Source organism: Oscillospiraceae bacterium (assembly GCA_015065085.1).
Classification (GTDB): domain Bacteria; phylum Bacillota; class Clostridia; order Oscillospirales; family SIG627; genus SIG627.
Genome location: SVQW01000003.1, coordinates 121,506 through 147,017 on the forward strand (window position 1 = coordinate 121,506; position 25,512 = coordinate 147,017).

Below are 25,512 nucleotides of genomic sequence, written 5' to 3' on the forward strand. Positions count from 1 at the left end.
CAGCATAATTAGCTATTTTTTTGATACGAATGTACGATATTGTCATATTCGCAATGTAATATTTTACATTCGTAATGTTAAATATGTCATATTATTTCTTTTCCGTTGCATGGTAAAGTCCGGCGTATACTCCGCCATTTTTCAAAAGCTCTTCATGCGTGCCGATTTCTGTTATCTCTCCGCCCGATATTACCGCTATTTCATCCGCACCGCGGATGGTAGAAAGGCGGTGTGCAACAACAAGTGTGGTTCTTCCTTTGCACAATTCGTCCAACGACTGCTGTATAAGTATTTCGGTGGCATTATCCAGCGCACTTGTAGCTTCGTCCAAAATGAGAATGGGCGGATTTTTGAGGAACACTCTGGCAATACTGAGCCTCTGCTTTTGTCCGCCCGACAGCTTTACGCCTCTTTCGCCTATCTGAGTTTCGTACCCCTCGGGCAGACTCATTATGTATTCGTGAATATTGGCTCTCTTTGCCGCTTCCATCACATCTTGCTCACTTGCATCCGGTCTGCCGTAAAGTATGTTTTCGCGAATGGAGGCATTAAAAAGATAGATATCCTGCTGAACTATACCTATATTGCGACGCAGTGACTCACGGGTTATATCCCGTGTTTCCTTACCGTCGATATAAATGTTGCCCTCGGCAATGTCATAAAAACGCGGTATAAGATGGCATATGGTGGTTTTGCCGCCGCCGCTGGGACCTACCAATGCAAGTGTCTTGCCCTTGGGAATATCAAGTGTCACGTTTTTAAGAACATTTTCGCTGTCATTATAGCCATAAGAAACATTTTCAAATCTTATGTGACCCTCTGCCTTGGCGATATCCACTGCATTTTCTCTGTCCTCTTCGGGCTTTGCGTCTATTATCTCCAAAAACCTTTCAAAGCCCGTAACACCGTCCTGATACTGCTCCATAAAGCCGATAAGCGTAGTCACGGGGCCTATAAACAGATTGACCGATACTATGAATGTGGAATAATCCGCAAAATCTATGCGTCCGCTGTAAAGAAATAAACCGCCTGCAATAAGTATCACCACATTGAACACATTGGTTATAAATGAAGTGCCGGAATGGAACTGTCCCATAGCGCTGTACGCCTTACTGCGCGCAGTTACAAATTCGTCATTACCCTGCTCAAATTTTTCCTCTTCTTTTGCGGAGTTGGTAAAGGCTTTCGTAACACGTATTCCCGAAATACTGCTTTCCAGCGCCGCATTTATGGTAGCAACCGCCTTACGGCTTTCGGTAAAGGCATTGCGCATTTTTTTACGCAGAAGCATGGAGATGCCCAGCAGAAAAGGAACGCAGGCAAAGATAATAAGTGTCAGGTAAACATCAATGGTAATAAGATAGCAAAATGAAATTATAACCGTAAGCGAAGAAATTATAAGGTTTTCCGGGCCATGGTGCGCCAATTCACTTATATTCATAAGATCGTTGGTCATACGGCTCATTATTTTTCCCGTTTCGTTGTCGTCATAATAGCTGTACGGAAGCTTTTGCAAATGCGTGAACATGTCGGTACGCATCTGCGCCTGCATTTTAACACCCATAACATGACCGTAGTACTGTATGAAATAATCAAGCAGCATTCTGATAATGTACAGCATCAGCACTGCAACACCCGCCACAACAATCATAATATAATTGCGATTGGGGATAAGGTCATTGAGCATTCTTCTTGTAACAATGGGGTAAACAACACCGATGAGTGCCACAAGCAATGCCGCACACATATCCATTATAAAAAGCTTTTTGTGCGGTTTATAATAGCTTATAAATCTTTTCAACATATCTTTCTCCTATTGTGTATTTATTTGTAAATTATACGATGGTTTTATGAACTGAAAAAGAATTTTTTATACCTCATAAAAAAAATTATTTTCTCATTACAACGTAAAATATGAATAATTTTCACGCACTTGTGTATAAGCGATTTTTTCCGAAAAAAGTTTTTCCAAAACATTGAATTATTTTTCAAAGTCTGTTATAATATGCGTAAGATATATAGAGCATATAGGAAGGAATGATAATTGTGAACAGTTATCTTGACAAATTCGAAGACAAGGTCCGCCTTTCAAAGCAGAATAACAATACCCGCAATCAGACTTCGCCTTACTGCGATTTTATTTATTATTCTTCTACCCGTACACCGGGAATTACACTTGCCATGCGCATTTTAAAGCCCGAAAAGCCTTCGTACATACTCGCAGGCACCCACGGCTGGCACATGAGTATTCCCGCTTTCGAGCACATGGACAAACCGCAGAGCAAATATCTTACCGTCGAAGTGGATATGCGAGGCAGAGCCTTTTCCGAAGGTGAGCAGGACTGCAACGGCTGGGAGCTTTACGACGTTATTGATGCCATAGAATATGTTAAAAAGCATTATGCTGAATATATAACAGACCCCGAAACAGTCTATTTTGAAGCAGGAAGCGGTGGCGGCGGAAACGCTCTTGCCATTGCCGGCAAATTTCCCGATTACTTTGCCGCAGTAACCGCCATGTGCGGAATGTCGGACTACGGTACGTGGTACAAAAATGACCAAGTCGGAGAATTCCGCGATGAAATGGACGTGTGGATCAGCAAAAATCCCACCGACGAAATGTTCGCTTCCAGAAGCGGTATTGCAACTTTAAAAAACCTTTTCACCCATATGACGCTTGTACACGGTGCAAATGATATCCGCGTACCTGCTTATCATTCCCGAAATTATGTAAAGCGTGCCGAGGAGCTGGGCAAAAAAGAACTGGTACGTTATCTTGAATTTGAAACCGTTGGCGGAAGAGATCACTGGGATAACATGACACCCGAGCAGTTAAAGCAAATGGAAGCCTTTTGCGAATCAGACCGCGAGGCTAACCGCAAACCGACTGAAATTCCGCAAAAAGGAACTCTGGTTGTGGCAGGCTATTTATTCACCAAGCATTTTTCAGTGGTAATGAACGATATAAACCGCGTAACAACGGTGGATTATGACCTTGAAAAAGGCATTTTCAATGTAAACGCAGACAGTGACAGCTATACTCTGAGCGTATATAAAAACTAAGGAGACTAACATGGATCATCTTGACAGGCTTGAAAGCCGCAGTATTCATATTCTGCGGGAAGCATACGCATCTTTCAAAAACATGTGTATGCTGTGGTCGATAGGAAAGGACAGCACCGTTCTTCTGTGCCTTGCCCGAAAAGCATTTTTCGGTCATGTTCCCTTTCCGCTTGTTCATATTGACACTCACTACAAGATACCCGAAATGATAGAGTACCGTGACAGACTTGCCAGAGAGTGGCATCTTGACATGGTGTACGGCGAAAACACAAAAGCGCTTGAGGAAAAAAGCACTTTTCCCGACGGCAACGTAAGCCGTATTGAGTGCTGCCGCAATCTGAAAACAGATGCCCTCAAGCACACTCTCAGCGGAGAATGGCCGCGTTACCGCATGAATCACGATACCAAGATGTACGAGCGTGACACTAACACCGAGCCGTACACCGGCGTCATCGTAGGTGTTCGTGCAGACGAGGAAGGAAGCCGTTCCAAGGAAAGGTATTTTTCTCCCAGAGACAAGAACAACGACTGGGATATCGGCGACCAGCCACCGGAATTCTGGGGACAGTACAAAACAGATTTTGCCCCCGGAACACACATACGGATACACCCCCTCCTGGACTGGACGGAATTGGACGTATGGGAATACATACGACGAGAGAACGTTCCTGTTGTATCTCTTTATTTCGACCAGGGCGATGGCAAGCGTTACCGTTCTCTGGGATGCTGGCCCTGCACAATGCCGGTGGATTCGGATGCAAAGAATCTTGACGATATTATAGAAGAACTCAAAAGCGGAAAATTTGCTAATATTGCCGAACGTTCCGGACGTGCTCAGGACAAAGAAGACGGCGGCGGATTGGAGGAGCTGAGAAAAGATGGCTACATGTAATAACGAACGTGAAAACCACATGAACATTGTCATTGTGGGGCATGTTGACCACGGCAAAAGTACTGTTATCGGCAGACTTCTTGCGGATACTCATTCTCTGCCGGAGGGAAAGCTGGAGCAGATACAGGAAATGTGCCGCAGAACCTCCAAGCCATTTGAATACGCCTTTTTGCTTGATGCTCTCAAGGACGAACGTTCTCAGGGCATAACCATTGACACAGCCAGGAGTTTCTTTAAAACAGACAAAAGAAAGTATATCATCATCGATGCTCCCGGTCACATAGAGTTTCTTAAAAACATGATAACCGGCGCCTCCCGCGCAGAAGCGGCTTTGCTTGTTATTGACGCGCACGAGGGTATAAAGGAAAACTCCAGACGTCACGGATATATGCTGTCCATGCTGGGCATAAGACAAGTTGCAATACTTGTAAACAAAATGGACCTTGTAAATTATGACAAGACCGTTTACGACAGTGTGGTAAATGAATACTCTGAGTTTTTGCGGAAAATTAATATCACTCCCTCCTGCTTTATTCCCATAAGTGCCATGAAGGGAGACAATATAGCTTCAAATTCCTCAAATATGCCGTGGAGTAACCACACCGTGCTTGAAGCGCTGGACGAATTTACTCAGGCAGGTGAAACAGATGACCTTCCTTTCCGTATGCCGGTACAGGATGTATACAAATTCACCTCTTCGGGCGATGACCGCCGTATTATAGCAGGTATGATAGAAACAGGCAAGCTCAAAAACGGCGACAGTGTGGTATTCTATCCCTCCGGTAAAAAGACCACCGTGAAGCGCCTTGAAGCCTTCAATGCACCTCTTCCCGACGAGGTAAGTGCCGGAATGTCGGCAGGCTTCACAATAAATGAGCAGATATACGCGAAACGCGGTGAGCTGTGTGCCATTGCAGGTCAGCCTGCGCCACAGGTAAGCACCAAAATCAAAGCAAGTATTTTCTGGCTTGGCAAAGAAAGCATGGAAAAGCACAAGATTTACCATGTTAAAATCGGAACGGCAAAGGTGGAGGCGCGTCTTGAAACCATTGTGAATGTACTTGATGCCTCTAATCTTTCCACCAACAAAAAGGAAACTATCGACCGCCACGAGGTTGCCGACTGCATTATTTCCTTTGAAAAGCCGGTCGCCTTTGACCTGGCACAGGACATGCCCACAACAAGCCGTTTTGTTATTGTGGATAAGTACGAAATCGCCGGTGGCGGCATCATCACCGACGTTGTGGATGATGAGCACTCCGACAGCCGTAAAAAAATTCTTCTGCGCAACTACAAATGGGAGCAAAGCCATATTTCCATGGCGCGCCGAGCAGAAAAATACAACCAGAAGCCTCACCTTGTTCTTATTACAGGTCAGGCGGCAGTAGGCAAAAAGGACATTGCCAAGGCACTGGAGGCAAAACTGTTTGATGACGGACGCATTGTTTACTATCTTGGCATCGGCAGTGTACTTTACGGCATAGGACAGGACCTCAAGGTGAAAAACGGAGAGGTTCAGAAATCCGAAATTGGCGATCGTGACGAACATATACGCCGACTTGGCGAAGTAGCAAACATTCTTCTGGATGCAGGCGCAATACTGGTTGCAACGGCGGGCGGACTCACCCAAAGCGACCTTGAACTGTTAAAGCTGGCTGTCAGCGAGGACAGCATCACCACGGTATGGATAGGTGACAATAAGGACACCGACGTTTCAATCGACATGCTCATTTCGGAAAACGAACCCAAAGAAAGTGCCGCGCTCCAAATAAAGAGCAAATTACAGAATAAGGGTATAATTTTTAAACCTTGGTAAAGCAGATATAAAAAAAGCCGTAAGAAGTTAAAACCTTCTTACGGCTTATTCTTTTAATGTGCATCGTGCCAGTTATCGCCCACTGCCGCTTCACATTCCAGCTTAACATTGCCAAGATCGACGACGCTTGCCATTTCCTCACGCAAAAGCTGTTTGATATACTCAGCTTCGGATTTGGGAGCTTCAATTATAAGTTCGTCATGCACCTGCATGATGATACGACTTTTGAGTCCCTCTTTTTCAAGACGCTTATCCACATTGACCATTGCAAGCTTTATTATATCTGCCGAGCTTCCCTGTATGGGCGTATTCATAGCTACACGCTCTCCAAAAGCCTGCATCTGCTTTTTGGGCGAAATAAGCTCGGGAATATAACGGCGGCGGTTGAATATTGTTGTGACATATCCATCTTCGCGCGCCTTTGTTTTTATATTTTCAAGATACTCTTTAACCATGGGATATGTTCGGAAATACCCCTTTATATACTCCCCTGCTTCCGCTTTGGGGACACCCAGGTCAATGGAAAGCGAATAGTCACTTATGCCGTAAACTATTCCGAAGTTCACTGCCTTAGCGCTTTTTCTCATATCGGAAGTAACATTCTCAAGCTTCACACCAAACACTTGTGAAGCTGTGATTGAGTGTATATCCTCCTTGTTTGCAAACGCTGAAGTCAATCGTTCATCCTTCGAAATGTAGGCAAGTATTCTAAGTTCTATCTGAGAATAATCCGCATCAACCAGCACATAATCCTCGTTTTCGGCAACAAAATACTTTCTCAGCTCTCTGCCCAGCTGTGTTCTTACGGGAATATTCTGCAAATTAGGCTCGGAGGACGAAAGACGTCCCGTAGCAGTAAGCATCTGATTGAAGCTGGTGTGTATTCTGCCGTCATCGCCAATAACCTTAATTAGCCCCTCCACATATGTTCCGTAAAGCTTTGTAAGCTGACGATAATACAAAATGTCACCTATTATCGGATGTCTTGAAGCAAGTCTGTCCAATGTTTCGGCATCGGTGGAATAGCCGGTTTTGTTCTTTTTGAGAACAGGAAGTCCCAGCTTTTCAAACAAAACAATCCCAAGCTGTTTCGGAGAATTAATATTAAACGCTCCGGTGTAGGAATAAATACGTGATTCGGCAGCTTCTATCTCCGTTTTCAGACGTTCGCCGTACTCAATTATCCCTTCGCGGGATACCTTGAAGCCGTAAAGCTCTGTCTTGGCAAGTGTTTTTGCCAGCGGAAGCTCTATTTTTTCATAAAGCTCGACGCATTCATATTCTTCAATTTTATTCTTAAGCAATGGATATAATTCACGCAGGAATTTGCAGATATATGCCGGCTCCTCAGCACGTCTTGAGGAAACCGACTTCCCGCAAAACGACATAATAAGCTTTGCTGCATCCGAAGCACTGTCGGTAGGATTTATGACATATGCCGCGATAAGTGCATCAAAAACCACATTTTTAATACTTTTTATTATCTCCACTCCGTAAAGCGAAGCGCAATAACGGCAGTAATCCTTAAAGTTATAAAGCACTATATTTTTATCACAGTAAATTATTTTCGGCATATCGTCCGTAACACGATATGAAGTTGAGTTAATATCAAAATAAAATGCCTTTTCAGCCCATGTATACGTAAGATACAGTGTATCACCGCACATGTTAAGCAATTCATCTGCACTGATATTAATATAAGGCTCTTTTATCTCCTCCGCAACCTGTACCTGATCCATGGAAATCTGAAATCCGTCTGATACACTTTCTTCTTCTATCCCAAAGCTTTTCATTAGCTTTGAAAACTCCAGGCGAATGAAAAGTTCACGCAAAGTGTGTGTGTCAAAGCCCTTTGAAGCAAGCTCGGATATCTCAGGCAAATCGGGAGTGTTAAGCTCAATAGTAGCAAGCTTGTAGCTCATCTGCGCACTATCCCTGCCCGCGGCAAGCTTTTCTCTCACGCTCTTTGTGACATCCGCGTTTTCAATAGACTCATACAGTTTTTCAATGTCTCCGTATTCACCCACCAGCTTCATGGCGGTCTTTTCACCTATACCGGGCACACCGGGAATATTATCCGAGCTGTCTCCCATAAGTGCTTTCAGGTCAATAAGATGAACGGGATCAAAGCCGTATTTTTCCCTGAATGTGTCGGGTGTATACAAAATATCGTTACCTGTTGCCGCAATAATAACGTTACAGTTATCGTTAACCAACTGCAACGCATCCCTGTCTCCCGTCACAATGGTACAGAAAATACCGTTCTCGGCACAGATACGGGAATATGTGCCCAAAATATCATCCGCCTCAAACCCTTCACGGGTAAGACACTCTATGCCCATAGCACTCGTCACACTGTGAACATATTCCACCTGCATTCTCAATTCTTCCGGCATGGGCTTACGCTTGCCCTTGTAATCCTCATACATTTTGTGACGGAATGTAGGTGCCTTAAGGTCAAATGCAGCACCGATATAATCGGGTTTTATTTCATCAATATGCTTTTTTACTATATTTATATATCCGTACACCGCATTGGTAAAAAGCCCATCCTTGGTTTTTAATGGCTTTACACCGTAAAAAGCGCGGTTCATTATACTGTTTCCGTCAAAAAACAAAGCTTTTTTCATAAAATCAATTCCTTTTTACGTATTTAAAAGCGGGCAACTATCGCACTTGGGCGAACGCGCAGAGCAGACATCTCTGCCAAACTCCACAGCACAGTGACAAAAATTACTCTGTTTATCCGGCTCAATAAGCTTCACCAATTCTCTTTCCACCGCCACAGGGTCAGCTTTATCGCAAAGCCCCCATCGCACAGAAAGACGAATGCAGTGTGTATCAGCAACGATACCCGGAAGTCCGAAAACGTCCCCCCTGATAAGATTGGCAATCTTTCTCCCCACACCGGGCAGTGCCAGAAGCTCATCCATATCGCTTGGAACCTGTCCGCCGTACTTTTCGCACAGTATGCGCGACATATCTTTTATATTCTTTGCTTTCATCCGGTAAACTCCGCAGGTACGCACCAGCTCTTCTATTTTCTCAATAGGTGCCTCCGACATGCTTTTTGCATCCGGGTACGCTTTGAAAAGCTCCTTTGAAACCATATTGACCCGCTTATCGGTACATTGCGCCGACAGCCTTGCCATCACAAGAAGTCTGAACGGATCACCTTCAAAATAAAGCCCGCATTTCACATCGGGGTACAGCTTTTCCAGCCTTTCATTTATGTAAGCGGCACGTGCTTTTTTGGACGTTATAAGTTTTTTTAAAGGACATTTCACTTCATCCATAAATTTTCCCTCATAAAAATATTACTTTATATATTGTAGCACACTTTTGGGAATAATAATAGTACAATTTTTAAAAAAATCATCTTTTTTATTGATTTCCTTACGTATTGGGTGTATAATAATGAAAACCAATCACTGAAATGCGGTATTTAAGTATGGAAAGAATAAAGGATTTTTTCAAAAACGAAAACATAGAATTTTACGCGGTTCTGCCTGCTGATTCCGCGGAAATAATAAACACCTCCAGACAATCCGAGACAGAGGGATTTAAAAGTATAATTGTGTTTCTGATGCCGTATAAAACACATCTGTCCCCCTCACGAAATCTTGCACGTTTTGCTTCAGCGCGGGATTATCATTTATATGCTTCACGGCTTTTTGAACGTTTTGAAGTCTTTTTTCCGAATTGCCGCTGTTACTGCGACAACTCCCCCGTTAACGAAAAACTGCTTGCGGCTCGTGCCGGGCTGGGAGTTATAGGTGACAACACCCTTTTGATAAATGAAAAATACGGTTCATTTGTTTTCATTGGCGAAATATTTCTTAAAGAAAAATTTGAAAATTACACTCCGCTTCACACCGTCCGAAAATGCATTTCCTGCGGAGCATGCAAAAAAGCGTGTCCTGTAGAGCTGGATTTCTCACGGTGTATTTCCGCCATAAACCAGAAAAAGAAAATATCGCCCGACGAACAGGAGATAATCCGTACCTCACAGTATAAATGGGGGTGCGACCATTGCCAGGATGTGTGCCCTTACAATCTTAATGCACCGGAAACACCGATAGATTTTTTCAAAAACGAAATATTGGATAATCTCACCGCCGAAAAGCTTGACATTATATTACAGAACGGCAGTTTTTCACAGCGAGCCTATGCGTGGAGAGGCGAAAAAACCGTGCGCAGAAATATAGAATTATAAATAAAAACTGAGTTGAAAGCACTTAAGCTTCCCACTCAGTTTTTATTATATTAATCGCTCATTCAAGCTGTTTGCCGAGAAAAGTTGCCGCAGTCTGTATAAGCTTTATTTCTGCATCATCAGGCTGACTGAAGCTATCGTTGGGCTTAAGGCTCATGACTGCGCCCATCACGTCACCCTCCGAAAATATGGGGCATGCCGCGGAAATATAGTGGCTTTCGCTTATAACAGTAGGATATATTTTGGAATCCTCCGACTGTACAGTGTACATCTGACGCTGTTCGATGAGCTCCTCAAGCTGACTGCTCAGCTTCTGCTCAACAAATTCGCGTTTGGAAACACCCGCCGCGGCAATGACCGCATCCTTATCGCACACGATAACATTTATACCGCAGCTTTTAAATAAGCTTTCGGCGTAGCTTGCCGCCGAGGACATAAGCTCACCGATAGGCGAATATTTCTTGAAAATAACTTCTCCGTCTCTGTCGGTAAAAATTTCCAGCGGGTCGCCTTCGCGAATGCGCATGGTGCGACGGATTTCCTTGGGTATTACAACTCTTCCGAGGTCATCTATTCTTCTAACAATTCCTGTTGCTTTCATATATAAGAACCTTACCTTTCTAAAAATCGGAGATTTTTGAAAGGTGCCAAGAACCTTGTTATTCGATACCTCATAATAAAAATCTCCTTTGTTCTTTGGGTGCACTTCTATTTTGTGCAATCAAGGGATTTTTATGTAAGGAAAAAACAGGGAACGGAATAAAACTTTCTGTTCCCTGTTGTATGATATTTATTAAATTTTCATCAAGCAAAAATTTATCGATACCGAAGCCAACAACGCTTTACAGCATACTTTCCATTGCGCCAAGGTAATATATATTTTTATATCCGAGATAGCCCAGATCGTTATATGACTGTATGCTTCGCTTACCTCTGCTGCAATACACAATTACCCTTGTGTTTTTATCCTTTATCATATCAAGAGCAAAGCCATGAAGATAATAAAACGGGATATTGATTGCGCCGTCAAGATGGGATTTATCAAATTCCTCCTTTGACCTTACATCAACCAGAATTGCTCCTTGCGACATAAGCTGCTTGGCTGTGTCGTATGTAATTTTTTCAATCGGCTTTGGTTCTATATCGCCCTCATCAAACGGATTAATTACCTCAAATGATTCGGAGCATTCGATTTTAAACACGACTGTTTCCTGAGGCTTCAAGTTTAATTTCATTTTCGCGACAGGCTCAATATCAACGTGATTGCTCAAATCACGCACTTCCAGTATCTCTCCGCAAAATCCAAGCTCTAAAAAATCCAGCTCTGTGCTAAGTGCCTCGCTACTTCTGTTAAGTACCGCCACAGCCTTGAGAGATGATTTTGCACTTCCCAGATTTTTTACCCAGACCTCACCTTGTTTTACATTATCATTAAATATATCTTTAATTTGAACTGCCTGCAAGCATGCTGTATCCTGATTTATTGCAATGAGTTCCTTATTCTTAAGAATTTCAAGTGTTTCAGCTTTTATTTTTGTAAGATCGCAACCGATCACAAGCGGTGTTGACATCATGCACCACATGGCAAAATGCGTTTTTTCTTCCTGATGGTTCAAGCCGTTTCCGAGCTGAAGCATATCAAGGTCATTTACGTGTCCCGGTGAGCAGTATCTCGCAAGCGGCTTTGTTGCATCAATCTGTTTCAGAATTGATGCAAAATTCGGCTTAATATCGGCACTTATTCTCCACGAATCGGCAACCTCAGTTACCCATTTACCCGGAAATTGCCATCTGCAAACATTAAATATGATAGGTTTTTGGATTCTTTCACTTATTTCATTTATAATGTTTCCTATTTTGGTGTACTGTTCCTTATCATCAAGACCTAAAAAAATACCTCCGCACCAGTCGAGCTTGATGAAATCGAATCCAAACTCTTCAAGGTACATTTTAAGGTCCTGTTCTTCATATCCGTAAAGTCCGACATTTCTTCCGGACTCACCTTCACCGTCATGATAAAAAGCGCAGGTGGAATCACCGCCGTCCGAATAAATGCCCGCTTTAAGTCCTTTACTGTGCGCATAATCCGCAACAGGCTTTATTCCGTTTGGAAAACGTTCCTTATGGAACAAAAGCTGTCCGCTTTCATGACGTCCGCCGAAAAATCCGTCATCGATATTCAAATACGTGTATCCGCACTCTGCAAGACCAAGTTCAATCAATGCATCCGCCTGTGCCTTCAATTTTTCTTCGTTTATGTTTGTTTTAAAACAGTTCCACGATGCCCAGCCCATCAATGGGGCTTTTCTTTTTATCATTATCAGTCACTCCGTTGTCGTATTTTCATAAATATTTTGAATTATACTTCATTTTATCATACGCATTTTCAAATGTCAATATTTCGCTTCCATAATTTCATATATATTCACAAACCTATATCTTTATATTAAAAAATAAGCCAAAAAACAAATTTATATTGCCGAAAACAAAACATCGGAATGTTTTCATTCCGATGTTTTCATCTGCTTAAGTTATATTTGCCCACTGGTTTTCATGCAACGCAAAAAGGCATCACAGCCCTCTGCCACATCATTATAAGTATCGTCAAAATTACCTGTGTACCACGGGTCGGATATATCTCTTTCCGAGCCGGCAAAACTCAAAAGCTTGTAAATCTTGCTATCGGGATCACCGCCGAAAATCCTGCCGAGATTTTTAATGTTCCAATCGTCCATACCGATTATGTAATCGAATTTACCGTAGTCACTGCGAGTTATCTGTTTTGCTCTGTGAGGTATGACGGGAATACCCATCTGTCGAAGCTTGCTCACCGTTCCGTGATGAGGCGGGTTTCCGATTTCCTCGGTACTGGTTGCAAAGCTGTCTATCACAAATTCATTTTCCAAGCCATTATTCTTTACCATATGCTCAAAAACACTTTGAGCCATAGTGCTCCTGCATATATTGCCGTGACAGCAAAACGCCACTTTTATCATTTTAACACATCCTATCTGAATATTTGCAATTATGCGTTTATTATATAACTTAATTACCGAAAAATCAATGGATGACGGAATTTTCACTGCATTATGTGAATTTTCCAACATTTTTCGATAAACGTATTATAGCATTTCAGAATGAAACAGTATACAATTGTAATACTTAAGAATTTTTTCAGAGGTAAACTATGAGGGATTATTTTGTTTTTGATAAAATACCTCCACGCGAATGGGAGGAAAGTGTACCCATAGGAAACGGACGCATGGGTGCCACAATGATGTGCGGAGTAAGCTATGAAAATGTTTTTCTCAACGAGGAAACCATTTGGTCATCCCACAATGTAGGCACTCCCAAGCCCGAGTTGTATGAAAAATTTGAGGACATACGCAAGCTCCTTTTGGAGGGCAAAACACTTGAAGCAAACCGGCTCGGCAATGAAACCCTTTTTCCTCACTGCATCAGCCGTATACGTTCATACGAAGGTGCGGGAGAACTGAGAATCGGTCTGCATCACAGCGACGCCTGCGGAAGCTATCAACATAAGCTGGATCTTATAGGCGGAATCGCAACTGTGGAATACGACCACGAAGGAAGCCATTACACCCGCGAGTATTTTGCTTCCTACCCCGATGACGTTATAGCGGTTCGCGTTACATCCTCGGACGATGAGCTGGATGCCTGGTTGTCCTATGACCGCCCTCACTGTATATCCGTAAAGACCTGCAATAATGAGCTTACCGCCATTTCAAAAACCACCTTCGGAGAACATCTTTTCTGCGTGAAGGTACGAGTTGTTTCCGACGGCAAGGTTATCGCCAAAGGACATAATCTGCATATATCCGGCGGAAAATCGTTCAGTGCATATATTTCCATTGCTACACAATTCAGACACGGAAACAACTTTGAAGACTGTGTAAAATTCCCCGAAGAGACTGATTTCGATGTGCTTAAAGCACGTCACATTGCAGATTTCAGTTCTCTTATGAAGCGTGCGGAGATAACTCTCCCCGCTTCTCCCGAAATGAATGCAACACCTATGAGTGAGCGCTTTCGCATAATAAGCTTTGACAAGCCTCAGGATGACGAATTGACCATGCTTCAATGGCAATTTGCGCGCTACATGCTGGTATCGGGAAGCCGCCCCGGCTCTCTGCCCGCCAATCTGCAGGGATTATGGACTAAGGGAATAAGCCCCGAGTGGAGCTGTGACTACCACTTCAACATAAATATTCAGACCAACTACTGGCCTGCGGAGGTTACAAATCTTTCGGAGTGTCACCTGCCACTGTTCGATTACATGAACAATTATCTCATCGAGCCCGGCAAAAAAACGGCAGAAATTTCTTATCACGCAAGAGGAGCTGTTGTCCACTCGGTCAGCGACATTTACGGCTTCACCACACTGCAGGGCGGTCCATGGGGCGTTTGGCCTCACGGTCTGAGCTGGCTTTGTCTGCACATGTGGGAGCATTATCTATTTACAAAAGACGAAAAATTCCTGCGTGAAACCGCTTACGAAACGATACGTCAGTCTTCTCTGTTCTTCCTTGATGTAATGTTTGAGGACAAGGACGGTTATCTCGTGTGGGGACCTACTATAAGCCCCGAAAATGCTTTCCGTGTGCCGGACGAAAACGGAAATCTTGAATCTGCATGGTTGTCACTCAGCACAGCCATGGATACCCAGATAATCGGCTGTCTGTTCCGCATTTTCGCTGAAAGCTCAAAAATTTTGGGAATCGAAAATGCTGATACCGCCCAGGCAGTAAAGGCGCTTGAAAAGCTGCCTCCCATGAAAATCGGCAAATACGGTCAGATTATGGAATGGTGCGAGGATTTTACGGAGATTCAGATACGCCACCATCACTTGTCACCCGGTTTTGCCGTTTACCCCGATTGTGCCATAAACCGCTCCACCCCCGAGCTTCTCAAAGCAGTTGAAGTTATGGTTGACCGCAGAAGCGGTTGGGACGGCTCCGGCGGATTCCGTGCCTGCGGCTGGAGTCTGGCATGGGCTATGGCGATTTATGCACGCATGGGGCTTGGTGAAAAGGCATACAACATGCTTGATATTTTCCAGCATGATGTGCTGTCCACCAATCTGTTCTTCCTGCAACCCCTCGCAACCGGACATTGCTTCCAGATAGACGGTGTGGAAGCTTTCGGTGCGGCTGTTACAGAAATGCTGATGCAGAGCCATGAAGGCGTAATAGCACTCCTTCCCGCATTACCTGCACGCTGGGATCATGGCAGCTTCCGCGGTTTGCGCGCAAGAGGCAAAATAGAGGCAGACTGTTCGTGGGAAAATCACAGTGTAACCGAATTCACCCTCAAAGGAAACGGAACCGTTGTACTGGAATTTCCCGCAACACAAAAAGACCTTGTATTTATCGACCAAAACGGCAACTGCCTTACCGTACAGAATAACCGTCTTACAATACATCTTGACGGCGAAAGTAATTTTAAAATCAAAAAGTAATAGTTGCATACAAAAATACGTCACATTCCGAACAGAATGTGGCGTATTTTATATTCTTGGGCATGATTAAGAAGAATACGTCGATGTCCTTCTATTGGTTTACAGCAAAATCAAATTATTTTTTTGAATAAATTTTTGCTGTAAAATTATTGATTTTTATGTCGCAATGGTGTATAATAGTCTTGTAATAATTTGGTTAGTACTGTTTACAATTACTTTTTGAGGTGAAACATGAAAGATTATCTTGTATTCGACAAAGTCCCCGCACGCGAATGGGAAGAAAGCGTACCGATAGGCAACGGACGCATGGGTGCCACAATGATGTGCGGAGTAAGCTATGAAAATATTTTTCTCAACGAGGAAACTATCTGGTCCTCCCACAATGTAGGTGAACCCAAACCCGAAATGTATGATATACTGGAGGACCTGCGTAAACTCCTTTTAGAAGATAAAATACTGGAAGCCAATCGTCTTGCCGGCAAAACTGTCCCCAACCTTTTCACACGTATACGCTCCTACGAAAATGCGGGAGAATTGAAAATGAGCCTGCACCGTAATGACTCCTGCGGAAGCTACCGGCACACGCTGGATCTTATCAACGGTATTGCAACCGTGGAATATGACCATGACGGAAGCCACTATACCCGTGAGTATTTTGCTTCCAATCCCGATGACGTTATAGCGGTTCGTGTCACATCTTCAAGGGCAGAGCTTGATGCCTGGCTGTCCTATGACCGCCCTCACTGCATATCCGTAAAAACATGTAACAATGAGCTTACCGCCATTGCAAAAACCACTTTCGGAGAACATCTTTTCTGTGTAAAGGTACGAGTTGTTTCCGACGGCAAGGTCACCGCCGAGGAAGGCTGTCTGCATATAACCGGCGGAAAAACATTCAGTGCATATATTTCCATTGCCACTCAGTTCAGACACGCAGACGACTTCGAAAACTGCATAAAATTTCCCGAGGAAACAGATTTTGACGTACTCAAAGCACGCCACATTGCAGATTTCAGCTCTCTTATGAAGCGTGCGGATATCTCCCTCCCCGCTATTCCGGAAATGAAAGCCACACCCATGAGCGAGCGTTTTCGCATAATGATATTTGACAGAATTCAGGACGATGAACTGACAATGCTCCAGTGGCAGTTCACGCGTTACATGCTAGTTTCCAGCAGCCGTCCCGGTTCTCTGCCTGCCAATCTGCAGGGATTATGGTCAAAAGGACTCAGCCCCGAGTGGTGCAGTGACTATCATTTCAACATAAACATTCAGACAAACTACTGGCCCGCCGAAGCTACAAACCTTTCGGAGTGCCACCTGCCGCTGTTCGATTACATAAACGATTTTCTTATCGAGTCGGGCAAAAAAACCGCCGAAACAGCTTACCGTGCAAGAGGAGCTGTTGTGCACTCCGTCAGCGATATTTACGGCTTTACCACTCCGCAGGGCGGGCCCTGGGGTGTATGGCCTCACGGTCTGAGCTGGATATGCCTGCATCTGTGGGAGCACTATCTGTTCACAAAGGATGAAAAGTTCCTGCGTGACACCGCTTATGAAACAGTACGCCTTTCCGCTCAGTTCTTCCTGGATATAATGTTTAAAGACAAAAACGGACACTTTGTAATCGGACCTGCAATCAGCCCCGAAAACACTTTCCGTATTCCCAACGAGAACGGAGAGCTTGAGTCCTTCTGGATGACACTCAGCACAGCCATGGATACCCAGATAATCGGCTGTATGTTCCGTATTTTTGTCGAAAGCTCAAGGCTTCTCGGAATCGAAAACGAGGATACTGTCAGAGCGGCAGAAGTGCTTGAAAATCTGCCTCCCATGAAAATCGGCAAGCACGGTCAGATCATGGAATGGCGTGAGGATTATGTGGAAAATGAAATACGCCATCATCATTTATCTCCCGGCTTTGCAGTTTATCCCGATTGTGCCATAAACCGCTCCACACCCGAGCTTCTTAAAGCGGTCGAGACTATGGTAGACCGCAGAAGCGGTACCCAAGGCACAGGTGGATTCCGCTCCTGCGGATGGAGTGTGGCATGGGCTATGGCTATTTACGCACGTATGGGACTGGGCGAAAAAGCACACAGCATGCTCGAAATTTTCCAGCGCAACTTGATTTCAACCAATATGTTCTTCCTGCAACCCCACCAATGGGGTCACTGCTTCCAGATAGACGGTGTTCTGGCCTTTGGTGCGGCTGTTACAGAAATGCTGATGCAGAGCCATGAAGGCATAATAGCACTCCTTCCCGCATTGCCTGCACGTTGGGATCACGGCAGCTTCCGCGGTTTGTGCGCAAGAGGCAAGATAGAGGCAGATTGTTCATGGGAAAATCACAGTGTAACCGAATTCACCCTCAGAGGAAACGGAACTGCTGTACTGGAATTCCCCGCAACACAAAAAGACCTTGTATTTATCGACCAAAACGGCAACTGTCATACCGTACAGAATAACCGTCTTACAATGCAACTTGACGGCGAATGTATTTTAAAAGTTAAAAAGTAATTATTCAAATACAAAAACACGTCACATTCCGAACAGAATGTGACGTGTTTTTTTACTTTTCAAATACTATATGAAGAATGTTCAAGTCTTCGTTAATATAGTGCAGATATGAGGAGAGCGGCTTTGTGACCTCAGGGCTTCTCATAATATCGAATACCCCCTGTCCTTTTATGAGTCGGTTACTCATAACCGACAGCACCGCAGGGCTTTGAGCCTTAAGAGCGACTTCCTTTTTACCCGAATTTATTGCAGAAATTATAAGCTTGGATATGCGCGAAGCGTCATATTCCTTGAACACCAATTTATTCCGTACAAAGTAGTTACACTTCGTTGCCGTGCATTGAGGGTAACATTCCGCTTTACGTGTCTTTCTGGAACGTGCCAGCTCTTCTGTTGTAATGCAAAAGTAGTCGTAGGACACATTACCGGAAACATTCTTGCGGATATCGGTATTACTGTGGTCATCGAAGGTAACATCTATATAGTAATACTCGCCCTCCAATTTAACTAAATTCCAGGCATGACCGCCACCTTCATTGCAAGTACCTATAACATAGGCACACTCTATTCCCAATCTGTTAAGCAGATACTGGAATGCTTTGGCATATCCGGCGCAAACCGCCTCACCTTCAACAAACACGCCGTAAATCGTGCGAATGTTGTCGGGCTTTTTGTCAAATTCGGAATCCTTCTCCTGAGCATCAAGCTCCAGCGAATCATAATCTATAAGCTCCACGATATTTTCGTGAGTACGCAACGCAACTTCATAGTCGCTCATAGATGGCTTTATACCCTTAAGGAACGGCTTTATCGCTTTCTCAATCTGCTTTTTGCGTCGTTTTATTTCGGAAGCAGACATAACATAGTTGAACACTACATTTTTACCGTCTCCCGTTACTATACCGGGAGAGTTGGCGCACCAGAAGATGTCGGGATTATCGTCCAGCACCATTTTGACTATGTTACAGCAAGCTTCGCCTCCCACATCAACACTGAACGGTCCTGCCTTTTCAGCACGCTCGGAAAGTGCTTTATACACCTCGTCATAAACGGTTTTTTCATCACCGTTCAGTCGGTTGTACCAGAAACGCGGCAAAGTCTTGGGGTCTCGGTCGGCAATGAAAACAGTGTCCTCTTCCTTATTATCATCGTCACTGTTTTTCTCTTCATCCTTGCCGTCGTTATGCTCGCCTTTCTTATCATCCGTGCTGTCCTTTTTGTCGTCCTTTTTGCCCTCATCGGTACCGCCGTGTTTTTCGTCCTCGTCAGTTTTGTTACCGGTGCCGTCATCTTTACCCGTCACACCCATAAAATACGCAAAGCTATCGGATGTGCCCGCCTCGCTGAGCGCTTTATTCAGCGCGACAAGTCCTTTTTTTCCTTCGTAAAACGCGTAAAGCAGCTCTGATTCATTGCCGAACCGCATAGCGGAAATGGTCTGAAGCTCCACATAATACGGATGTGCAAAGAACTTTTCATCACCATCGGATACCACATTGCGGTCCTGCCACAGCTCGGTTATCATTCTTGCAATCACACCGCATACCGTCGGCTTGGGCAGTCCGTACTCAACGTAAATACAACCTGTAACGTGATTGCAGTATGCCACGGGAAGGTTTTCAGCATCCTCGCCATACCTTCTCCTGAGTTCCCCCGTCGAAACAAAATCAACGCTTATATTTTTGGGGAAAGTATCAGCCACCGAAGTGGAATTTATAATGGTATTCAGCACCTCCGCGAATACGCCCTCCAGCGCTTCAAAGGTATCAACCGAGCTGTCCTTGCATGAGGAGCATATTACACGTCCGTCCTCAAGAGTAAAGCCCTGCTCGGAGTCAAGTGTCTTGTGGCAGAAGAAGCAGGTATTGCCCTCGTGAATTCTTACAAGCTCGGAATGCTCTACTTCATGTCGGAACTGTCTGATTATTTCCTCAAGCTTTTCCAGGTTGAATACCTCGGGACGCTTGTCGTAACCGAAGTTAAGATATTTATAGTCCTTATTGGTCACAGCCCATGCCAGGAAATCAGCGGCAACATGAAGTATATTGGTAACCATTATACCGTTGCCGTCCACCAGTGTTTCAACAACTCCGTTTCCGCCACGTATATCCTCGATAACCGCAAATCTGATGCGTCCGCCCTTTTCATCCGTATCCGCCTTTTCATCCTTTATGTAAGAGGTGAACACAGGATAAAGGTCACGCACAGCGGTATCCTGTTCAAAGAACGTATCCTGTTCACCCTCCTCAAACACGGGGCAAACGGAAATACATCTGTACTGGTCCGGGAAAACAGTCTTCATAAACTCATGCAGTATAACCGCCAGAGAATAGGTGATATCGGAAGTAACAGGCTGTGAAACCTCTAATTCCACTTCAAGCATCCTGGTGTTAATATCGCGTGTGAGAATCGGTGCAAGACCGTGAGATTCTCCAAGATTTACGTACTTTGCAAAATTCGGTTTTACAAGGTCTACATTCTGAACAGCCTTTTCGATAGAATAGTAACCTACAGTTTCAACTGAAATATCTGCATCATAAACAGTGAAGCCAACATGTGAAACAATACTGTTTTTGGCTCTGTAATCATGTCCGAAGCCGGAAACAACGTCGGCTTTGGAGACACGATAGCGTCTGGTCTGGATATAATCCATCGGGATATTTACACTTGCACCGGTATCATCCAGTACAAGAGTTCCCTCGTTTACATCAACACTCTTTATGGTATAGGCATGGTTATTGCGTACCAATATCTGTCCGGGGATAAAATGCTGAACGATTTCGTCCTTGAACACCGGCAGATATTCAACGCTCTGGGTATTGACATATTCGAGCTTGACGGTGCGTGTTTTTTCAAGCAGCTTTTCAAAAATTCTGCCCGAGTTTCTGATATACACAAAATTCTTGGTTTCAAGCTCGGAATTCTGCTTCTTTCTCAGGCTGTATCTGGGTTCGTCATAGCCCTCGCCGAATGCAACCTTATAGCACAGTTCAACACATTTATCAAGCGAAGGCTTTTTGCCGTCGCAGGTATCCTCGGCATCAAGCATATCTCCCAACAACTCAACTGCCCTGTCAACAAAGGCTGTCTGTTCAATGCCGTTTACGGCATCGCACAGAAGAATGATAATATTTGCCTTTTTTGCCGCGGCATGCTCGCACATAGTCTTACCGATAAGCTCAAAACGGGAAACATAGTCCTCGGCACGGGCTGTAAAGTAGTCTCTCAAAAGATAAGGCTTGCTGACAACGTGTAAAACCGAAGCCTTACGTCCGGCAAAGCGGGAATAGCTGTATATGGCATTGGGAAGATTAAAGCAGTCGTCCGCTACAATAACGTAACCGACGGGATTATCCGAAAGGTCACAGTGATTGAGTGTAAGACCGTTTATCTCATTAAGCTGACTGCTGTAAACGGTGGTATCGGAAATAAGGTTTATATTCTTTATGCCAAGATTGCAGGCATCCTTTGCAATTTGTACCTCAAGTGCCACCTGGTTGGCGCCGTTATCCACATAAAGTGTTGAGCTTACTCCGGTATGCCAGATATAAACCTCGTTTTTTGATGCCAGGCCGAAAGAATGAAATGCCTCCAGCGGAGCATTTTCAAGATTAAAGAACTGGCGTATGCTGTTACCCAGTGCCTGGATATATCCATTGGAGAAAAAGCTGTATCTTATACGCTTTTCTGTCGAAACGGCGAGCTGTGAATCTGCCTGGCCTGCGGAAATCACCGTTGTTGCCTTTTCAAGCCTTTTCGCCATTATGAGGCAGTAGTAGTTATTTGCGGTGAGTATCTTATCCGCATCCAGCACAAAAACATCCTCAAGCTCTTCAAAGAAGCTTCTGCCGTCCACATAAAGACTGCGTTCAAGAAACTCCTCCGGGGTGAGAAGCAAAATATCCGGGCGTTCACCCTCGTGAAGCTTTTCGAATGTACTTATGCGCCACAGTATTTGTGATGTTCCCGTCAAACGTCGGAAGCTGTCGCGCAAATAGGAAACAGCGTTTTCTATTTCTTTTTTATCCTTGCAGATAAACAGCACACGTGTTCCGAAAGACAGCTTTACAAACAGATAGTGAATGATATATTCGCCAAGTGCCGAGTACAGGGACGAATCAAAAAGTACATGCTTTCCTTCGAACATATATTCAATACTCTGCATGTAATCGCCGTTGACCGTGCCTTTATTCATACGTATGGCTTTCGCCATATTCTGAATTGCCTGCTTTTTTTCACCGATATTGTAAGTGCTCTTTCCCGCAGTGGCATCGGTATCGAAATTCTTGATGGCGTAGCTTCCGGAGTATTTATCAAGAAGAGCATTTCTGACCTTGACAAGGTCGGTCTTTTTCTCTTCACGCACGCCGTCCGCATAGCTTACAAAAGGCGCTTCCGCCTCTTCCGGCTTTTTATGCTCACCGTCAATGAACCACAAAAGCTCGAACAAAAACACAAGCGAGAGCATGGGGTACATATATGTATTGCTTACCAGCCACGAAGCGACGCTGTAAAAGCCGGGAAATTTCGCAAAAGAAAAATACACCGGAAGAAGTATTACAACACATACCGCAAGATAAACTGCGCACACAAGAGCAATGAATATTTTAAGCTCCTTCGCCCAGCGATAGGTACCTGTCTTTACATAGCGGTATTCCTCTTTCGCATCATAGAAAATGCCCAGAAACTTAAACCACATTTTAATCGCAAGCTCTTTGAGGCTGAGTGTCTCATTCTCATCCTTTGCGATTTGTTCCTCGTGCTCAAATTCCTCATCCTTGTCGGTGAATTTATAATCCTCCACCTTTCTGCTGAGGCTCTTTTTGCTCTTGGTTATTCTTGAAAATACCAGTATGGATTCGCGTCTGAGAAGCTTAAGACGTTTTTCGGAGCGATCCTTTGAATCGGAGCCTGCGGTGTTTTTCTTTTTGTCCTTCTTTTTGTTGTCCGCACCCGACGAAGAGTTTTTGAAAACCTTTTCGTCAAGGATTTTCCGGCTGAATTTTTTTGCCAGAATAAACAGCACACATACCGCGATATTGGTAATAAGAAGCACAAAAACGTCCACCGCATAAACAAGCCTGTCGGGGAAAAGATTAACCAGCCACTTCATAAAGCCAAGCCCGAAGAACCAGTCAAAAACATTTTTCAGGAGAGGTGCGACACACAGTAAAACACAGCTTACAACAAGTGTTTCCAACACAAAAATGACATTTCTGTATCGGTCTTTTTTATCGTAGCCGCATGATGCAAGCGAGAATCTGAACTTTGCCGGAAAAAACGGCAAGCACAAAACCGCCAGTGTTATCGCTATGATAATAATTTTGAGTATCATCATTGCTCTTCTCCTTTCTCGTCCGAATTATCCGTATTTACGGGCAACACGCTGTACACTTTATAATTAGGGTTACTGTAAAACGATTCGCCGGCATTGAGCGATAAGCCGTCAGCTTCGTACCGTTTTCTGTCGTCACCGGTTACATAATACTCCTCATCGTCCACACTTATCTTAAGCATGGTCATGAAGCGTTCAACTGCACCTGCAAGCTTTTCAAGGCGTTTCTTATGATTGTTGCGTTTTATGCATTTACGGGAATTCTCCTTCTGGCGTCTGGAAATCTCACGCCACAAAAGACAGTGGTTTTCCGTTTCCACCACGGTACGGCTGTAAAATGTATAAAGCGCGGCTATACTGCTGCGTCGTTCCTCTTCACTCTTTTTCTTAAGCTCTTCAAGAGAATCCTTAAGAACACGCTTTTCTTTATTTATTTTTCCGATGTATATACCTGATGCCGTGCCGTAAAGCACTGCGAAGCCCGCAGTGAACAGTATATATAAAATACGATGTACAAAATTTTCGTTGATTGAATGTGCCTGAACATAAATATACGGGAGTGCCGCGGCACACACGGCAACAACCGCACCGACAGTGCAGATAAGATAATTTCTGCCTTTTCTCATAAGGTCGGAATATTTTATGATAAGATCCTTGGTTTCCAACAAAATATTGCGGTTTGCCGCCAGCTTATGCTCTGTTTCGGTAACACTGTTTATAAGATTTGTATATTCGCGCTCGTACTGCTCCTCCATGAGAGCAATGTCGGCGCTTGCACTGCCGTCCTCGTCATGAGAATTCCGAGGCACAACCGCGTCTACAACGCGCTTGAAATCCTCGCCGGTCTGCTTGTCGCGCCAGCTCCAAAGGCCCTTAAGGCAGGTTTTTACTATCCTGTTATTCTGTTCGTTTATTATTTCAGTGTCGTAATTGTCAAAAATATCGGCAACAAGGGTATAAAACTCCTTGTCGATACCACGCATTTTGTAAGTGGGAAAATCCTCCGCATGCTCAGAAGAGCCATGCTTTTCCGACATTATTATGTCAGCCACTTCCTCGGGAGTTTTGTTTCTGAACTCGCTGTCGTACTCCTTAGCGGTTTCCCTGCGTTTTTTGTAGATTTCTTCTCGCTTTTCAAACACCTTGCTTACAGGCTCAAAATCCACTTCGATGTTTCTTTCATCAGAAAAATGACGGTACTTTTTGAGTGCATCCGTGAGAATAGCCCTTATCTGCTTGCTGTTATATTTTTTCACGGAAGAATTAAGCTTCTGGTTCTGAACGCATGAGAATATATTGGCAAATATGTTAAAGTAACTTTCGATAAGGCTTTGCTCGTTATCTCTCTCAAAACGACAAGTCAAAGCATAAATAACGTAACCCCTGCCCGAAAACTCGGGAAGCTTGGCCGACACGGCGGGGGTATTCCATTCACCGTTGACTCTGTCACTCAATATACCTGTAACACTTTCAAGAGCTATATCAAGCACCTTGGCGCTTTTATCGGATTTGGAAATTGAGTCCGCGGTAACCTTAAAGGTATCGGTCAGATCAAGATACTGCTCCTCGGTTATAGAGGTATTCAATTGCCATTTAAAATCCTGTGCCGATATGTCTTCTGTCCAACCGAAAAGCTTCATTATCAGCTTTTGTGTATTATCTCTTCCGGTTTTATCAACGGTTACGGAAAAATCATCATCCTCAAGGTCATCGGTGCTTCTTTTAAGAGTCTTTTCCTGTACCCGTGAAGTCTCTGCGGCTTCAATACGCTTTTGCTCGACCGGGTTAGCCGCCAGCTTTTCGGCAGACCAATCGTTTTCCAATTCAGCCGAATCTGCAAAATACACCGAAGTACCTGAGGGTATAAGGTCAAATTCGCCGTAAAGCCTGTTTACCAGCGTAATTCCCACATATCTTGTTATAAGCGCCTTATAGATACTTACGGCATCCTTTTCGTTGCCGTGTGGAAAATTATACAAATCGACAAGGACTATAAGATTATAGTCCCTGTCGACAGTATCGGTATCGGTTATAAGAGCTTGCTTTATTTCACATGCGGCATTCTGAAGTTCACTCAGACCGATGTTATACCAAAGCAAACTATTTTGGTCAAATGGGGCTTTGAACAAAATATCCAGCCTTGTATTCATTGCTTCACGCGAAGTATTTATTACTATTGTCCTCATTCTGT

14 protein-coding genes are annotated in these 25,512 nt (G+C 44.1%); 6 read left to right on the forward strand and 8 right to left on the reverse strand.

Annotated features, from left to right (window positions below; all coding sequences use genetic code 11):
- Positions 1-91: 91 nt before the first annotated feature.
- The gene (locus tag E7588_04270) at positions 92-1,804 is read right to left on the reverse strand and encodes an ABC transporter ATP-binding protein (protein ID MBE6688481.1); all 1,713 of its coding nucleotides are present in this window, start codon (positions 1,802-1,804) and stop codon (positions 92-94) included.
- Between the two features lie 233 nt (positions 1,805-2,037).
- Here E7588_04270 and E7588_04275 point away from each other — a divergent pair, with 233 nt between their 5' ends.
- Genes E7588_04275 through E7588_04285 form a run of 3 tightly spaced genes read left to right on the forward strand, consistent with a single transcriptional unit; the run spans position 2,038 to position 5,771 of the window.
- The gene (locus E7588_04275) at positions 2,038-3,063 is read left to right on the forward strand and encodes a hypothetical protein (protein ID MBE6688482.1); all 1,026 of its coding nucleotides are present in this window, start codon (positions 2,038-2,040) and stop codon (positions 3,061-3,063) included.
- A gap of 10 nt (positions 3,064-3,073) precedes the next feature.
- The gene (locus E7588_04280) at positions 3,074-3,955 is read left to right on the forward strand and encodes a sulfate adenylyltransferase subunit 2 (GenBank protein MBE6688483.1); all 882 of its coding nucleotides are present in this window, start codon (positions 3,074-3,076) and stop codon (positions 3,953-3,955) included.
- The gene (locus E7588_04285; protein ID MBE6688484.1) at positions 3,942-5,771 is read left to right on the forward strand and encodes a GTP-binding protein; all 1,830 of its coding nucleotides are present in this window, start codon (positions 3,942-3,944) and stop codon (positions 5,769-5,771) included. The genes E7588_04280 and E7588_04285 overlap by 14 nt, the downstream gene beginning before the upstream one ends.
- A gap of 53 nt (positions 5,772-5,824) precedes the next feature.
- Here the strand turns inward: E7588_04285 and polA are convergent, their stop codons facing one another.
- Positions 5,825-8,401, reverse strand: a complete 2,577-nt coding sequence (gene polA, locus E7588_04290; GenBank protein ID MBE6688485.1) for a DNA polymerase I — start codon at positions 8,399-8,401, stop codon at positions 5,825-5,827.
- Positions 8,402-8,416: 15 nt separating this feature from the next.
- Positions 8,417-9,067, reverse strand: coding sequence for an endonuclease III (nth, locus tag E7588_04295; GenBank protein MBE6688486.1), 651 nt, complete (start codon positions 9,065-9,067; stop codon positions 8,417-8,419).
- A gap of 155 nt (positions 9,068-9,222) precedes the next feature.
- Here nth and E7588_04300 point away from each other — a divergent pair, with 155 nt between their 5' ends.
- Entirely contained in the window at positions 9,223-9,987 is a 765-nt protein-coding gene (locus E7588_04300) for an epoxyqueuosine reductase (GenBank protein ID MBE6688487.1), read from the forward strand.
- A gap of 58 nt (positions 9,988-10,045) precedes the next feature.
- Here the strand turns inward: E7588_04300 and E7588_04305 are convergent, their stop codons facing one another.
- The 3 genes from E7588_04305 to E7588_04315 form a co-directional block, all read right to left on the reverse strand.
- Entirely contained in the window at positions 10,046-10,588 is a 543-nt protein-coding gene (locus E7588_04305) for an AbrB/MazE/SpoVT family DNA-binding domain-containing protein (GenBank protein MBE6688488.1), read from the reverse strand.
- A gap of 241 nt (positions 10,589-10,829) precedes the next feature.
- A complete protein-coding gene (locus E7588_04310) occupies positions 10,830-12,305 on the reverse strand; it encodes a glycoside hydrolase family 27 protein (protein ID MBE6688489.1) in 1,476 nt (491 codons plus the stop codon).
- Positions 12,306-12,518: 213 nt separating this feature from the next.
- Complete coding sequence (locus E7588_04315; GenBank protein ID MBE6688490.1) at positions 12,519-12,983, reverse strand: low molecular weight phosphotyrosine protein phosphatase; 465 nt, start codon at positions 12,981-12,983, stop codon at positions 12,519-12,521.
- 191 nt (positions 12,984-13,174) lie between these two features.
- Between E7588_04315 and E7588_04320 the strand changes: the two genes are divergently transcribed.
- Positions 13,175-15,466 carry a glycoside hydrolase family 95 protein gene (locus E7588_04320; protein ID MBE6688491.1) on the forward strand — a complete coding sequence of 764 codons (2,292 nt, stop codon included), beginning with the start codon at positions 13,175-13,177 and terminating at the stop codon, positions 15,464-15,466.
- Between the two features lie 231 nt (positions 15,467-15,697).
- Positions 15,698-17,986, forward strand: coding sequence for a glycoside hydrolase family 95 protein (locus E7588_04325; GenBank protein ID MBE6688492.1), 2,289 nt, complete (start codon positions 15,698-15,700; stop codon positions 17,984-17,986).
- Between the two features lie 52 nt (positions 17,987-18,038).
- Here E7588_04325 and E7588_04330 read toward each other — a convergent pair whose 3' ends face one another.
- The gene (locus E7588_04330; GenBank protein MBE6688493.1) at positions 18,039-23,324 is read right to left on the reverse strand and encodes a hypothetical protein; all 5,286 of its coding nucleotides are present in this window, start codon (positions 23,322-23,324) and stop codon (positions 18,039-18,041) included.
- The gene (locus E7588_04335) at positions 23,321-25,507 is read right to left on the reverse strand and encodes a hypothetical protein (protein ID MBE6688494.1); all 2,187 of its coding nucleotides are present in this window, start codon (positions 25,505-25,507) and stop codon (positions 23,321-23,323) included. Before E7588_04335 ends, E7588_04330 begins: the two co-directional genes overlap by 4 nt.
- Positions 25,508-25,512: the final 5 nt, after the last annotated feature.